The organism is Selenomonas timonae (assembly GCF_014250475.1).
Classification (GTDB): domain Bacteria; phylum Bacillota; class Negativicutes; order Selenomonadales; family Selenomonadaceae; genus Centipeda; species Centipeda timonae.
On the sequence record NZ_CP060204.1, the window covers coordinates 173499 to 186982 of the forward strand.

At 58.9% G+C, this 13484-nt stretch carries 16 protein-coding genes; 2 read left to right on the forward strand and 14 right to left on the reverse strand.

From position 1 onward, the window contains the following. Window positions 1-9: 9 nt before the first annotated feature. Complete coding sequence (locus H1B31_RS00780) at window positions 10-618, forward strand: hypothetical protein (protein ID WP_185980514.1); 609 nt, start codon at window positions 10-12, stop codon at window positions 616-618. A 14-nt stretch (window positions 619-632) separates the two neighbouring features. Beyond that, a complete protein-coding gene (locus H1B31_RS00785) occupies window positions 633-1631 on the forward strand; it encodes an alpha/beta hydrolase (protein WP_185980515.1) in 999 nt (332 codons plus the stop codon). A 59-nt stretch (window positions 1632-1690) separates the two neighbouring features. Here the strand turns inward: H1B31_RS00785 and H1B31_RS00790 are convergent, their stop codons facing one another. From H1B31_RS00790 to H1B31_RS00855, 14 genes are all read right to left on the reverse strand, one after another. Next, window positions 1691-3316 carry a peptide chain release factor 3 gene (locus tag H1B31_RS00790; RefSeq protein WP_185980516.1) on the reverse strand — a complete coding sequence of 542 codons (1626 nt, stop codon included), beginning with the start codon at window positions 3314-3316 and terminating at the stop codon, window positions 1691-1693. Window positions 3317-3336: 20 nt separating this feature from the next. Next, window positions 3337-4089: an exodeoxyribonuclease III gene (locus tag H1B31_RS00795; protein ID WP_009439910.1), complete on the reverse strand. Its 753-nt coding sequence runs from the start codon at window positions 4087-4089 to the stop codon at window positions 3337-3339. Window positions 4090-4101: 12 nt separating this feature from the next. Next, a complete protein-coding gene (lepB, locus tag H1B31_RS00800) occupies window positions 4102-4629 on the reverse strand; it encodes a signal peptidase I (protein ID WP_009439911.1) in 528 nt (175 codons plus the stop codon). Between the two features lie 72 nt (window positions 4630-4701). Beyond that, complete coding sequence (gene rplS / locus H1B31_RS00805) at window positions 4702-5043, reverse strand: 50S ribosomal protein L19 (RefSeq protein ID WP_009439912.1); 342 nt, start codon at window positions 5041-5043, stop codon at window positions 4702-4704. 174 nt (window positions 5044-5217) lie between these two features. Continuing rightward, window positions 5218-6990 carry a GGDEF domain-containing protein gene (locus tag H1B31_RS00810; protein ID WP_185980517.1) on the reverse strand — a complete coding sequence of 591 codons (1773 nt, stop codon included), beginning with the start codon at window positions 6988-6990 and terminating at the stop codon, window positions 5218-5220. Window positions 6991-7048: 58 nt separating this feature from the next. Next, a complete protein-coding gene (aroB, locus tag H1B31_RS00815) occupies window positions 7049-8137 on the reverse strand; it encodes a 3-dehydroquinate synthase (protein ID WP_185980518.1) in 1089 nt (362 codons plus the stop codon). 1 nt (window position 8138) lies between these two features. Beyond that, window positions 8139-8660, reverse strand: coding sequence for a shikimate kinase (locus H1B31_RS00820; RefSeq protein ID WP_009439915.1), 522 nt, complete (start codon window positions 8658-8660; stop codon window positions 8139-8141). Further along, a complete protein-coding gene (gene aroC / locus H1B31_RS00825) occupies window positions 8657-9826 on the reverse strand; it encodes a chorismate synthase (RefSeq protein WP_185980519.1) in 1170 nt (389 codons plus the stop codon). Before aroC ends, H1B31_RS00820 begins: the two co-directional genes overlap by 4 nt. A 109-nt stretch (window positions 9827-9935) precedes the next feature. Further along, window positions 9936-10478 carry a type 4a pilus biogenesis protein PilO gene (pilO, locus tag H1B31_RS00830; RefSeq protein WP_226372114.1) on the reverse strand — a complete coding sequence of 181 codons (543 nt, stop codon included), beginning with the start codon at window positions 10476-10478 and terminating at the stop codon, window positions 9936-9938. Window positions 10479-10484: 6 nt separating this feature from the next. After that, complete coding sequence (locus tag H1B31_RS00835) at window positions 10485-11666, reverse strand: PilN domain-containing protein (RefSeq protein WP_185980520.1); 1182 nt, start codon at window positions 11664-11666, stop codon at window positions 10485-10487. Next, a complete protein-coding gene (locus H1B31_RS00840) occupies window positions 11644-12108 on the reverse strand; it encodes a hypothetical protein (protein WP_185980521.1) in 465 nt (154 codons plus the stop codon). The genes H1B31_RS00835 and H1B31_RS00840 overlap by 23 nt, the downstream gene beginning before the upstream one ends. Continuing rightward, window positions 12098-12628 carry a prepilin-type cleavage/methylation protein gene (locus tag H1B31_RS00845; RefSeq protein ID WP_185980522.1) on the reverse strand — a complete coding sequence of 177 codons (531 nt, stop codon included), beginning with the start codon at window positions 12626-12628 and terminating at the stop codon, window positions 12098-12100. Before H1B31_RS00845 ends, H1B31_RS00840 begins: the two co-directional genes overlap by 11 nt. Then, window positions 12603-12998 carry a type II secretion system protein gene (locus tag H1B31_RS00850; protein ID WP_404828665.1) on the reverse strand — a complete coding sequence of 132 codons (396 nt, stop codon included), beginning with the start codon at window positions 12996-12998 and terminating at the stop codon, window positions 12603-12605. The genes H1B31_RS00845 and H1B31_RS00850 overlap by 26 nt, the downstream gene beginning before the upstream one ends. Further along, window positions 12979-13482: a prepilin-type cleavage/methylation domain-containing protein gene (locus H1B31_RS00855; protein WP_185981189.1), complete on the reverse strand. Its 504-nt coding sequence runs from the start codon at window positions 13480-13482 to the stop codon at window positions 12979-12981. Before H1B31_RS00855 ends, H1B31_RS00850 begins: the two co-directional genes overlap by 20 nt. Between the last annotated feature and the right edge of the window lie 2 nt (window positions 13483-13484).

Consider the following 13484-nt stretch of genomic DNA (forward strand, 5'->3'; position numbering starts at 1 on the left):
GAGAACATCATGCACATCTCACGCAGAAGCACCCGAGCCCGCATCGCCCTCCTGACCGCCCCATTCCTGCTATTTGGCGCGGTATGCGCGCAAGCCGTGCCTGAAGCAGCGCCCGTACAACAGGTGTCCGAGCGTGCTCCTGCTACGAGCAGCATTCAGCTCCTATCGATGGAGTTCCGGCATCCCGTCGCAGACGGTACACTCATGCGCATGATCTGGCTCGTCGATGCGCCCGCAAAGAACGCTCTTTCATCGGAAGAGCTCACGACAAGAGGAATCGATCCAAACAGCTTCATCCCCTGCCTCGGCGAGTTCGTCGGCAAGGAGTACACAGACGGGCGCAATCAGGACATCCGCGAGCGCTACGTCCCGTGGACACCGGAGCTCGAGGCTAGCCTCCACGCACTCATTGCAGAGCGGAACCTCACCGCTGAGAATGACTACGGCGCACGCGCGGAGACAGTCACGAATCCCGCCTATAACATCGTCCTCTCCTACAAGGACGGTCACAGCCTCTACATCACCTCCGAGGGGCAGACCGTAAACGAACACGAGGCAATCATCGAGGACATCCTGCTCACATGGTGCGACGAAGCGTTCGCGGCGAAAGGAAAGTAAGAAAAGGAGATTCCATGAAGAACTGGGTGAAATACATCAGCCGCGCAGTGTTTGCGTTTGGTCTTGCCGTTCTGTCCCCATCCGCATTTGGTGCGCCCGCTTCACAGGAGCAAGGCATTGTATTGTCAGGGGAGGTGAAACAGGACTACATTCAAAAAGAGATGGATGCACTCTACCACCCCACCAAGAATACTGCGGCAAAACCATGGTCCCCGCCCAATGGTTGGATCCATGAAAAACTTACGATCGGAGATGTGCCCGTCGAGCGGATTGCGCCGACAAAATCGGCCGCACAGAGGATCATCCTGCTGCTGCACGGCGGCGGCTATATGGGCGGCATAACCGATCGCTACCGTGCGCTGTCTGTTCGTCAGGCAACATATATGGATGCGGCGGAGGTCTACAACGTAGACTATCGGCTTGCCCCCGCGCACGTCTATCCGGCCGCGCTGGAGGATGCGGAAGCTGTCTATCGCGGGCTGCTCACACGTGGAATCGCTCCGTCAAACATTATTGTTTTCGGAGATTCTTCGGGCGGCAATCTCGCCCTCGCACTTGCGCTCCGGCTAAAAGAGCAGGGGCTTCCGCAGCCCGCCCTGCTGCTTCTGCTCTCGCCATGGGTGGATTTCGAGCACAAGGACGGCACATCACGCACGGAGAATTTTGAAAAAGACAAAATGCTCGGTGCCGGAACCCCATTTGCAGACGCTGTTCGCAAAGCACCGCCCTACGCGGGCAGTCTCCCGCTCGACGATCCGCGCCTCTCTCTTATTCACGCCGATCTCAGCGGACTGCCGCCGATGCTGATCCAGACGGGCGGCTACGATCTTCTCCTGACAGAGGACGAACAGCTTGCGGAAAAGGCGGCTGCAGACGGTACTCCTGTGACGCTCAGCGTCTACCCCGAGATGCCCCACGTCTTCCCGCTCGTCCTGCCCAAACTCGCAGAAAGTTTCACTGCACTGGAGGAGATGCGGGACTTTGTGAATCGGTATATGAACGACCTACCATAATCATACGAAAGCGGGAGATTTCGCCACATGAGCAAAATCTCCCGCTTGTCGTTTCTCTATTATGCTTCTCTGCGGTCGAACGGTACCTGCCCCAACTGCAGATCCGGGTTGTTCTCGCGGATCCAGCCGAGCGCCCACTCGTTGCTCACAAGGAGGACGGGGTTGCCGCTCCTGTCGTGGACGAACATGCCGCGATCCGCGCCGCGCAGGTCGGCGGGCGTGATTGTGCGCCCATCGGGGAACGCGAGCCAGCGCGCCGTCTCGAACGGCTGCATCTGCATCGTGATCTCCGTGTTGTACTCGTTCTTCAGACGGTACTCGAGCACCTCGAACTGGAGCGTGCCGACGGTGCCGACGATGTAGCTGTCAAGTCCCGCGCCGACCTGCTCGAAGAGCTGGATCGCCCCCTCCTGCGTGAGCTGCTCGATGCCCTTGACGAACTGCTTGCGCTTCATCGTGTCCTTTGCGGCGACGCGCGCGAAGCGCTCGGGCGGAAACACGGGGAAGTCCTCGAATTTGAATTTATGCGAGGGATCGCAGAGCGTGTCGCCGATACCAAACACGCCGGGGTCGAAGAGCCCCACGATGTCGCCGGGATATGCCGTGTCGATGATCTGGCGATCCTGCGCGAGGAACTGCTGCGGCTGTGCGAGCTTGATGAGCTTGCCCGAGGGCGCGTGCCAGACGCTCATATTGCGGTCGAACTTGCCCGAGGAGATGCGGATAAAGGCAAGGCGGTCGCGGTGCGCGGGGTTCATATTCGCCTGGATCTTGAAGACGAAGCCCGAGAATTTCTCATCGTCGGGTTCGATCAAACCGTCCGAGGAGATGCGCGGTGCAGGTGTCGGTGCAAGGCGGATGTACTCCTCGAGGAAGTTCTGCACGCCGAAGTTCGTCATTGCCGAGCCGAAGAACATCGGCGTGAGCTCGCCCGCATCCACCGTTGCACGGTCGAACTCCTCGCCCGCATCGCGCAGCAGCTCGATGTCGTCAAAGAGTGCGGCGGCAGCCTCCTCTCCGACGCGCTCCACCCACGCGGGATCATCCATCTCGAACACCTCGGAGACACGCGTCTCCTGCCCGTGCGTGACATCCTCGGCGAACAGCTCGATGCGGTTCTTCTCGCGGTCGTAGACACCGCGATACGTGCCATCTATTCCAATGGGCCAATTCATCGGATAGGAGCGGATGCCGAGCACGTTCTCGAGTTCATCCATCAGGTCGAGCGGCGCCTTGCCGAAGCGGTCGAGCTTGTTGACGAAGGTGAAGATGGGAATGCCGCGCTGACGGCAGACGCGGAACAGCTTGCGCGTTTGCGCCTCCACGCCCTTTGCCGCATCGATAATCATGACGGCGCTGTCCACCGCCATCAGCGTGCGGTAGGTGTCCTCGCTGAAGTCCTGATGCCCGGGGGTATCGAGGATGTTGATGCGATAGCCGTCATAGTCGAACTGCAGGACAGAGGATGTGACGGAGATGCCGCGCTGCTTCTCGATCTCCATCCAGTCGGAGACGGCGTGGCGCTGTGTCTTGCGCGACTTGATCGAGCCGGCGAGATGGATCGCGCCCCCGTAGAGCAGCAGCTTCTCCGTGAGCGTGGTCTTGCCCGCGTCAGGATGCGAGATGATGGCGAATGTGCGGCGCTTTTCGATTTCGCGCGCGAGTTCTTCTTTTAGCGTTGCCATGAATCTCCCTTACTTCGATTTTATTTCAAGGTCAATGATACGGGGCAGTGGTCGCTCCCGAATACATCCGCGTGGATCTCCGCCGCTGCGATGCGGTCACGCAGCTCCTCGGAGACGAGGAAGTAGTCGATGCGCCACCCCGCGTTCGTCTCGCGCGCATGGCGCAGGTACGACCACCACGTGTACGCGCCCGTCAGATCGGGGTAGAGCGCGCGAAAGGTATCGACAAAGCCCGCTGCGAGCAGCTCCGTGAACTTGCCGCGCTCCTCGTCCGTAAAGCCCGCATTGCGGCGGTTGCTCTTCGGATTCTTGAGGTCAATCTCCGTATGCGCGACGTTGAGGTCGCCGCAGACGACGACGGGCTTTTTCGCACGCAGGTCAAGCAGGAACGCGCGGAACGCATCCTCCCAGACCATGCGGTAGTCGAGACGCAGGAGCCCGTTCTTCGAGTTCGGTGTGTAGACGGTGACGAGGTAGACATCCTCGAACTCCATCGTGATGACGCGCCCCTCGTTGTCGTGCTCCTCTATGCCGATGCCATAGCTGACCGAGAGAGGCTTTAGGCGCGTAAAGATTGCCGTGCCGGAGTAGCCCTTTTTCTCCGCACTGTAAAAATACTGCTCGTAGCCGGGCAGATCGAGGATCGCCTGCCCCTCCTGCATCTTCGTTTCCTGTAAGCAGAATGCGTCAGCGTTGAGTTCCTTGAAGGACTCCATAAAGCCCTTCTTCAGAGCCGCACGCAGTCCGTTGACATTCCATGATACAAAGCGCATCGCGTTCCTCCGTCAGAGCGTCTTATACGCAGAAATCGGCCAGAATACGAGGATCGCCTTGCCCTTGATGAGGTCGTACGGCACGAAGCCGACGTCGGCAAACCGGCTGTCCTCGGAGTTGTTGCGGTTGTCGCCCATGACGAAGATGCGCCCCTCGGGCACTGTCGTCTTCGGGTACTCGCTGCGCGTCTTCTCGAGGATGTAGTCCTCGGTCAGCAGCTGATCGTTGACGAGCACGCGCCCCTCGCGAATCTCGATTGTGTCACCGGGCGTCGCGATCACGCGCTTGATGAAGTCGCGGCTCGGATCGCGCGGGTACTGAAAGACGAGCACTTCGCCCTTCTCCGGTACGCGGAAGCGATAGATGAATTTATTGACGACGAGGCGCTCCTCCGACTCGAGTGTCGGGCGCATCGACGGACCATCGACAACGTAGAGTTCCACGATAAACGTGCGGATGAACATGGCGAGTGCAACGGCAACGACGATGGATACGATCCAATCCTTGATCTCCGCTGCAGTCGATGTTTCCTTTTCCATAAAATTCTCCTCTCAAACAGGAAAAAATAAGCAAAAATAGGGACTGCCGCAGCAGTCCCCATCCATGCCGAATTAGCGCTTTTCCCGAATGCGAGCCGCCTTGCCCGTAAGTCCGCGCAGATAGTAGAGCTTCGCACGGCGGACAATGCCGCGACGCGTCACCTCGATCTTTGCAATGCGCGGGGAATGCACGGGGAAGAGTCGCTCGACGCCGACACCCGATGCAATGCGGCGCACGGTGAAGGTCTCGCGCACGCCCGAACCCTGACGCGCGATGACAACGCCCTCGAACACCTGAATGCGCTCGCGCGTGCCCTCGACGATGCGCGCATGGACGCGAACCGTATCGCCCGGTGCAAATGCGGGGATGTCGGAACGGAGCTGCTCCTTCTCAAGAACCTCGATGATATTCATATGTTTTCCTCCTTCGCTCGGACGTTCATAGCCGGCTCATGCCGCCCAGCGGACCATCCACACACATACCTAGTGACTATAGCATAAGATCGACGCTGACGCAAGAAAAATTTTTCCGCAGCAGTAAAGCCGCGGCCGCTATGTATTGCGTTCCCGTCCGCCCCTCTCACTTTCCTAGGAACGTCCCGTCGAACAGGGCTTTTTTGACTCCGGCTTCTTTGCGCGGCGCGGCGGCATATGTTCCCGCCAGTCCGGCTCGCAGGTGATGCGATTGCGTCCGTTCTCCTTCGACTGATAGAGCGCCGTGTCAGCGCGCTTTACCATATGATCCACCGTATCCTCGGCTGTACCGTACCAGATGGCAACACCACCGCTGCACGTCACCTGATCCGATGGGTGGATGTGCGCCTCTGAAACCGCCTCGCGAATTACGTTGGCAAAAGCCTCTGCCTGTGCACCGTCATAGTGCAGACAGAGCAGGATGAACTCCTCACCGCCCCAGCGTATGAGAACGTGCCGGCGGTCGAGGAAGGCGCTGATCGTCTGTGCAAAGCCCACAAGCACCACGTCGCCGACATCGTGTCCATAGGTGTCATTGATGCTTTTAAAGTGGTCGATGTCAAACATGATGAGCGCAAACGGTTCCTTGATTTCAAGAGAGATGCGCATGAAGTCGCGCGTCGCCGCAGGGAATTTATTGCGATTGAACGCGCCTGTGAGCGGATCAACCTCCATGCGTTTCGTCACGACGCTGACCTCGTTCTCAAGGCTCGCAGAGAGCTCTGCGAGGTAACGTTCATGCGCGGCACGCTCCAAGATCAGCTGTACGATGAAGAAGCCGATCGTATAGATGCCGAACGGAACAAAATAGGTGTGCCAACCGAATATGCGGTATTGGGACGAGAGCCCATCGACCACGGCAAGTACAGAGAGTGTTCCAAACGCAACGAGCAGCGAACGGCAGCGCTGATTCCCGCGTTTGTAGCATAACCAAAGCCAGTACCCGGTCACGAGTCCGCAGAGAGCAAGGGCGGGATAGAAGCAGAACCGCATGAGATAGAGGCCATTCTGCCCTAGAATCTCAAGCAAAACGGCAAGAACAAAGATGATTCCATAGATGGAGGAAAGGCACAAGATGTTTTTTTTATACTGCTCGTCAATGATGCTATAGATCAGTAAGTTGGCACTCAGCGGAATCAGGTAGGACGACACCAGCTCTACGATCCGCCAGAATACAGGCCAGTCGAGCCAGAGGAGCACGAGACTCGACGCACTGAGCATCCATACAAAGAAGATGAAAAGGACGACGATCAGACGCAGATAGATATCCCGCAGCTCCTTCTCCGTAAAGAAGTAGACGCCGAGCAGCATGATGAAGATGAGGAGCGCTGTAATGCCGCTGACATAGGGAAAGTCGTAGAGGAAGACATCCTCGATCTGGTGCGCAGGGCGATCCAGTCGAATGCGGTCAAACTGCCCAAGCACCCAGATATTGTCCGAATGAACCTGAAAGTAAAGTTGACGCCCGACCGCCCACGCCGGCAAATCAACGAGATGCCACTTCCGACCATAGGAGAAGGCGTGCTGACCGAGATCGCCATAGCGATAGATGGAGACCCCGTCCAAAAAGATCTGTACGGACTGATCTGTTGTGGAGAAGAAGAGGCTCTCATCCACGCCCGTATCCGGCGGAATGTAGACACGAATCCAGACATGGTGCGTCCCCTCCGGAACAGCAACACCAAACTGCGGATTGAATTTTCTCCAACGCCCCTCATCCTTTGGAAATGCAGGGACGGTCTTCGCTCCACGGATGCTGAACTCCGGCGAATCCGTCTGCCAATATTCCCATGAGAGTTCGGAGGTTTCAGCGGAAGCTATGTGTCCCGTGCAAACGAGCAGCGCAAAGAAAAGCATCTGCACAAATTTGCACCATCTCCGATTCATGCTCCGCTCACCTCCTTTCAAACATGTTCGTTGGAAAATGAAGTATACTTAAGGATTTTCAGGAAGAAAGTCCTAGCAATGTTTTACGTACAATCTCCTCCGGCACATCGCTGTGCACAGAGACCTTGCCAATGCCCTCGGCGAGCACCCAATGAATGCGGCCGCCCACGGTTTTCTTGTCGTGGAAGAGATCCTCATACATCGCCTCTGCCGTCACACCCGCAGCGGTGAGCGGCAGCCCCATCGCGCGAATCAGAGACTCCATGCGGAGGCGATCTGCGGCGGAGAGGAGCCCCATCTCTTCGCTGATTTGTGCCGCTCCCACCATGCCAATGGCAACCGCCTCTCCATGACGGTAGCGCACATACCCCGTCTCCTTCTCGATTGCATGCGCAATCGTATGCCCGAAGTTCAAGATGCGCCTGAGACCGCCCTCGCGCTCATCCTGCCGCACAACATCCGCCTTGATCTCACAGGAACGCGCAATCATATGCGCCGCTGCGGGTGGGGCGAGCGCAAGCACCTGTGCGCAGTGCTCCTCGAGCCATGCAAAGAAATCCGCATCGCAGATGATACCGTATTTGATGATCTCGCCGAGTCCCGTTGCAATCTCTCGCGCAGGCAATGTCTTGAGCAGATCGAGATCCATAAAGACTGCATCTGGTTGGTAGAATGCACCGATGAGATTCTTGCCGAGCGGATGGTTGACGGCAACCTTGCCGCCGACGCTCGAGTCCACCTGTGCGAGCAGGCTCGTCGGCAGCTGGATAAAGGGCACGCCGCGCATATAGGTCGCCGCGACAAAGCCAGCGAGGTCGCCGACCACGCCTCCGCCGAGTGCAAAGATCGGCGATCTACGATCTAGTCCGAGCTCTATTGCACGCGTAAAGAGATCGTTCGCCGTGTCCAGACTCTTCGAGGACTCCCCCGCAGGAATCACTGCAATCTCCGCCTGCAGCCCGGCGCGTTCGAGTGCCTCTGCAATGCGTCCGGCATGGAGCTCTCCGACATTCGTATCCGTGACGATCATGCCATGCGCGGAGTATCCCGCCTGACGCACGAATCCAATCATTTCATCGTCAATGGAATTCCCGATCACAATGGGATAGCTGCGCTCCCCAAGCTCGACTGCCACTCTGCGTATCATATTATTTTCTCCATATCCGAAGTGCCTGCAGGATGTGTTCTGCCACCTCAAGCGGCGCGCGTCCGCTCGTATCGACCGTAATGTCCGCCCCGTCATAGAGGCTGCGTCGCTCATCAAGGAGCTGCACAACAGCAGCGCGGCGATCCCCTGCATCCGCATGATCGAGCACGGGACGTGCGCCGCGCGCCGATGTGCGCTGGAGGATCGTGTCGACATCGGCGGTCAGCGCGACGAGGATGCCATTTTGACGCAGGATCGCGACGTTCTCCGCATCCTTTACCGTACCGCCGCCCGTTGCAATGACGAGGTTTGTACGCCCAGCCGCCTCGCGCACAGCATCCTTTTCGCGTGCACGGAAATATGGCTCACCATGTTCCCGAAACATTGCAGGAATGGACATGCCATGCTTCTCCTCGATCTTGCGGTCGAGATCGTGAAATGCACAGCCCAGACGCGCGGCGAGCAGTCGCCCGACACTCGTCTTTCCTGTGCCCATAAATCCGATCAATACGACATTCTTCATGCCTTCTTCCACACCCTCTCGAGCCGCGCACGATAGGCGGCAAGGGATTCTTTGAGATCAGTCATCGAATCCGCATGGAACTGCGTACAGATGGCATCCGCGAGAACATAGGAGGCCATCGCCTCACCCACCACAGAAGCGGCAGGAACGGCGCAGGTGTCGCTGCGCTCCTTGCTCGCCGAGACCTCCTTGCCCGTTGCAAGATCGACCGTCTTCAGCGGTGCCATCAGCGTCGGGATGGGCTTCATCGCCGCGCGAACGATAAGTGTCTCTCCGTTTGTCATGCCACCCTCGAGGCCGCCCGCACGATTCGTCCTGCGATAGGGGCGTCCGTCTGTCCCCATATAGAGTTCATCGTGGATCTCGCTGCCGGGCAGATGCGCACACGCAAAGCCCGCGCCGATTTCCACGCCCTTGATCGCCTGAATGGACATGAGAGCGCCCGCAAGCTTTCCATCGAGACGCGCATCCCACTGCGTATGCGAGCCGAGACCGACAGACAGACCGCGTACAACGACCTCAAAGACGCCGCCGAGCGTGTCGCCCGCCGCCTGTGCCTCGTCGATGCGGTCTTTCATCCGTATCTCTGCCGCAGGATCGCAGCAGTTCAAATCATCACTGTTCGTCATGCCGATATCTTCGTCACGGATTGCCGCACGGTCAACTGTCACGCCGCCGATCTCTGTCACATGCGAAGCAACAGTCACCCCCACGGCTGCGAGGAGCTGACGACAGACGGCACCGACGGCGACACGCATTGTCGTCTCGCGCGCACTCGATCGCTCGAGGATGTCGCGTGCGTCCAGCCTATCATATTTCAGCACGCCCGTGAGATCGGCATGCCCGGGGCGCACGGCTGTGACCTTTGACCCTGCGGGCACTCCAAATGGATCCATGCGCTCCGTCCAGTTTGCAAAATCGCGGTTCACAACCTGCAGTGTGATCGGCGATCCCAGTGTCTCCCCAAAACGCAGCCCCGAAAGCACCTCGACGCGATCCGTCTCGATCTTCATGCGGTCGCCGCGCCCATAGCCCTGCTGGCGGCGCGCGAGCTGCGCATCAATCGCCTCACGCGTCACACGCAGCCCTGCCGGCATTCCATCGAGAATCGCCGTCAGCGCCGCGCCGTGGGACTCGCCGCCCGTGATAAAACGCAAATGGCTCATTCCAATTCCCCCGTGCTAAATCTATTCATCTTGAAATAGATTCGATACAAGCCCGCCTTTTCCTGCAAGCGTATCCGCCTTTGTTGCGCAGCAAGGCATTCCGTATACATTATTTCGCCGCGCCCGCATACGCAGCGATGTTGACAAGAAGGACTCCATGCAGTTCATTTCCCTCTGCCGTGAGCGAGAAGGAAGAGAACTGCACGCAGCGCGCCCCCTCCTGCAGCGCGCGCAGAAAGGAAAGGACATCAAAGTAATTCCCGTGAAATTTGAATTCGATCGGCTGCACTGCAATCTCGCCCGCAGTCTCGGACGCCTGCGGCGCAACGCCGATAATCGACACGCCGCTGCGCCGAGCAAGGCTCTCCACCTCATGAATGAACCTGCCCTGCCCCTGCACCTCGGGCAGGGCATCCGCAAGACGCCTCTGCCGCGCCCGCAGCTTTGACGCGGCCTCACCATCTGCAAGCAGAGCTCTCTGATATGCATCTGCACGCATAAGCAGCGTCTCTGCCGCTGCCCGTTCGGCGCGTGCCGCATCGCGCTGCACAGCGATATACGGTCCTATGAGGAGCACATAGAGCAGAAGCAATGCAAGCGCGAAGATCAGCACAATCTCGATGCGCTGTCGCTTGGAAAGTCGTTCCATCATGCCCCCCTACCAGCTGCTGTGCAGAATGAAGTGGATGCGCCCCGGTACATTGGTCGTGCGCTCCCCCTGCCCCGCCTGTTCGAGCGTGACCTCCGCAGAGAAAAATGCGTCCTCCTCCATCGCGCCCATAAGCGCGGCAAGTGCCGCATAGTCTGCGGCTTCCCCGTCGATTCGAATCGCATGCCCCTCTGCCTGCACCCCCGAAATATGCACGCCATCGACTGTCATCGAGCCAAGATGCACGAGGAGCGCAGGCAACGGCAGAGATTCTGCTGAAAACGCAGAGAGCAGCTGCTCACGCTGTGCCACATCGGCGCGCAAAGCAGAGAACTCCTCCATCCGCGCCAGCTCCGAGCCCCGGAGCGCAAGTTCTTCTGCAGTAGGGTCACGCACCTGACGCACCGCCATGTAAGAAGCAACATCCGCACCAACGCCCGCGAGAAAAAGTGCAGCGGCAAGAACGGCGATCAGCTGCGCCGCATGTGCACGCAAGAAAGCAGAGATCGGCTGCCGCGCCGTCCAATACAGATGCTCGGGCGTGCCCGCACGCATGAGCAGCCCCGCATAGACAGCAGACGCAATCCCATCCTCCGCGCTTTCCATCTCCCACGGCATACGCGGCTCACGCGCCGCCTCGATCTCATCCGCGAACACACCGCCACCCGGCGGATAGACGGTAATCATCTGCAATCGCAGCCCCTCAGCAGAGAATGCAGTAAAATATGCACGGATGCGATGCTTGTCCATCCATGCCGCCCAATAGCGCTGCGGCTCAGTCTCGGACAGCGTTGTGCACACAAGCTCAACATCATCGGATAGAGGTGCCCCCGCCTCGTCTGCCTCGGCGCGCAGCGACCAGAGGAGTGCCTCCCGCAGCTCTCTGCCGCTGAGACGAATGGGCAGCTCCCATTCCGCCGTCTCCGCCTCGGTAGCGGGGAGCGCCAATGCCAGCGGCAGCTTCTCCCATCCTGCGCTCTGCAGCGCAGTACCAATAAATGCAGCGAGTGCTGCTGCATCCGAAGGTGCGGGGCAGGAGGTCTCCGACGTGCGCGATTCCGTCACCATCCACGCGCCCCCATTCTCCTCGGCTGCACATAGGTGCGCGAGCACAAGTCCCTTTCCCCCAGGATAGAGGCCAACTGCCTCGCGCGTGCGCCACAAGAGTCTAATACCAGCGCCGCCAGACATAGTGATCCCCCTTCTTCTCCATCCACGCACGAACGATCTTTGCCCGCAGCCACTTCTCTCCATCGGGGACACGCGTCTCGCTCTCATCGATGGCAGCCGCCCCCACCGTGAGGAAAGGTACCCGCTCTCTTGGTGTCTCGATGAAGACGTGGAGCTCGATCTTCTCCGCTGTTGGAATCACGCCCACATCCTTGTTCACTTCCTTGGTCTCACCCGCATCCGGCAGGTCGCCGTATGCGTTGGCATTCCGCTCAAGTTTTGCTGCAGCCGTCTCCACCGCGCTCTCAGCAGCAAGGCGCAGCTGCATTTCCCGCTCATATTCCACTGTCACATCGGCACCGCCGCGCATGAACGCAGTGGCGGCCAGACCGAGCAGGAGAATTACCGTCAGTACAGCGAGCCCGACGGCAGAGACCGTGCCGCGCTCATCCCTATTTGCCACCAATATCCTCCCGCAGATAGACAGAGGTTGCGAGGCTGTACGTACGCCCCGTCACCATGCTCATGCCTCTCATCTCGATGTGGTAGAGGCGCGGGTGCAGCGCATCCTCCCGTACAGAGAACGCCTTGATATGGACGCCCGCCCCGCTGAACGCTCCCGTGATGGGGGATGTCACCGCATTGAGCACCAGGCGGCCATCTGAGAGCCAATAGCGCTCGCGCGCGCCTCTGGAAATCTGCGCACCATACGTCTCCTGCTCCATCTCGTATACCCCACGCTGCCGCTCCCCTATGTGGTCGGAGAGCAGCGCTGACTCCACAATGCGCGCAGCTGCAATCTGCATTTCCTGCCGCAGCTCCGCATCCGCGATCTCGTTCTGATAGCTGCGCCATGACCATACAACCGCAAAGGCGAGAAAACTCAGCAGGAGCACAAAGATCGGCAGGCTGACGGCAAGCTCCATCAACAGGAAGCCCCTTGCGCCGTTCGTGTCCTTAGGGATTGCTTGACGCCGCTCCATGATGCCTCATCCTCCGCACAAAATCTGCATGCTCCTCATGCCCCAAATGTTCCCACGAAATCTGCAGATGCACATCGTAGAACTCATCCTGACGCGCAACGAATGTCTCGACCTGATAGAGCCGATCATTCGAGGTGACCGCTGTCAGCGCAGATAGCGGCGGTATTCCCTGATCCAGCTCCGCCTCCATCATCGAAAGCTGTGCACGTGCGACAAACGCCGCCTCCATGCGTCCGGCAGCGCGCTCCTCGAGTAATGCCGTTCGTGCAAAGAGCGTGAGCGCAGCCACAACAGCAAGGACAATGATCCCGAGTACAACAGTCTCGATGAGAACCCAGCCGGCCTCCGCCTTATTCCGCCTCATCGTCATGAGGTGCTCCTCGGTGCAAGCGGATCCGCGCTGCCTGGTCAATCACAACGCGCAGCGCATCCTGCTCATGCCCCACAGCATAGACCCGAATCGTCATATTGCTGCTCCAATCTCTTGCAATGTCCCCGTTGCGGTCAAATGCCACGCGCTTTCCATGCGCCGTCTCCTGCTCGAATCGCACAAGCGGCAGCGGCTCATGCACGCGAACAGTCCCATCAAACGGTCGATGAAGTGCATAGCCATCAGTGTAAATTTCAAGACGCGGATCGCGTTTCCATGAGCGTCTTCCCTCTAGCATATAGAGCTCCATCGCCGTCACACGGCTGATTGCCTGCACACGCCGAATTTCGGCGGCGAGATGCACAGCCTCGTACTCAACCGCCGCACGTGCATAGAGTGAAAGCGCTGCCGGAAGCGCCGCCGCAAATACGATGCCGAGTACAGAGACTGCAACGAGCACGTTGAGAAGCGCCATGCCCTGCATTT

Excerpts from the sequence above, each read along its gene's own strand:
- H1B31_RS00780 (WP_185980514.1), top strand. The coding sequence starts at position 10 with ATGCACATCTCACGCAGAAGCACCCGAGCCCGCATCGCCCTCCTGACC.
- H1B31_RS00785 (WP_185980515.1), top strand. The coding sequence starts at position 633 with ATGAAGAACTGGGTGAAATACATCAGCCGCGCAGTGTTTGCGTTTGGT.
- H1B31_RS00790 (WP_185980516.1), bottom strand. The coding sequence starts at position 3,316 with ATGGCAACGCTAAAAGAAGAACTCGCGCGCGAAATCGAAAAGCGCCGC.
- H1B31_RS00795 (WP_009439910.1), bottom strand. The coding sequence starts at position 4,089 with ATGCGCTTTGTATCATGGAATGTCAACGGACTGCGTGCGGCTCTGAAG.
- lepB (WP_009439911.1), bottom strand. The coding sequence starts at position 4,629 with ATGGAAAAGGAAACATCGACTGCAGCGGAGATCAAGGATTGGATCGTA.
- rplS (WP_009439912.1), bottom strand. The coding sequence starts at position 5,043 with ATGAATATCATCGAGGTTCTTGAGAAGGAGCAGCTCCGTTCCGACATC.
- H1B31_RS00810 (WP_185980517.1), bottom strand. The coding sequence starts at position 6,990 with ATGAATCGGAGATGGTGCAAATTTGTGCAGATGCTTTTCTTTGCGCTG.
- aroB (WP_185980518.1), bottom strand. The coding sequence starts at position 8,137 with ATGATACGCAGAGTGGCAGTCGAGCTTGGGGAGCGCAGCTATCCCATT.
- H1B31_RS00820 (WP_009439915.1), bottom strand. The coding sequence starts at position 8,660 with ATGAAGAATGTCGTATTGATCGGATTTATGGGCACAGGAAAGACGAGT.
- aroC (WP_185980519.1), bottom strand. The coding sequence starts at position 9,826 with ATGAGCCATTTGCGTTTTATCACGGGCGGCGAGTCCCACGGCGCGGCG.
- pilO (WP_226372114.1), bottom strand. The coding sequence starts at position 10,478 with ATGATGGAACGACTTTCCAAGCGACAGCGCATCGAGATTGTGCTGATC.
- H1B31_RS00835 (WP_185980520.1), bottom strand. The coding sequence starts at position 11,666 with ATGTCTGGCGGCGCTGGTATTAGACTCTTGTGGCGCACGCGCGAGGCA.
- H1B31_RS00845 (WP_185980522.1), bottom strand. The coding sequence starts at position 12,628 with ATGGAGCGGCGTCAAGCAATCCCTAAGGACACGAACGGCGCAAGGGGC.
- H1B31_RS00850 (WP_404828665.1), bottom strand. The coding sequence starts at position 12,998 with ATGACGATGAGGCGGAATAAGGCGGAGGCCGGCTGGGTTCTCATCGAG.
- H1B31_RS00855 (WP_185981189.1), bottom strand. The coding sequence starts at position 13,482 with ATGCAGGGCATGGCGCTTCTCAACGTGCTCGTTGCAGTCTCTGTACTC.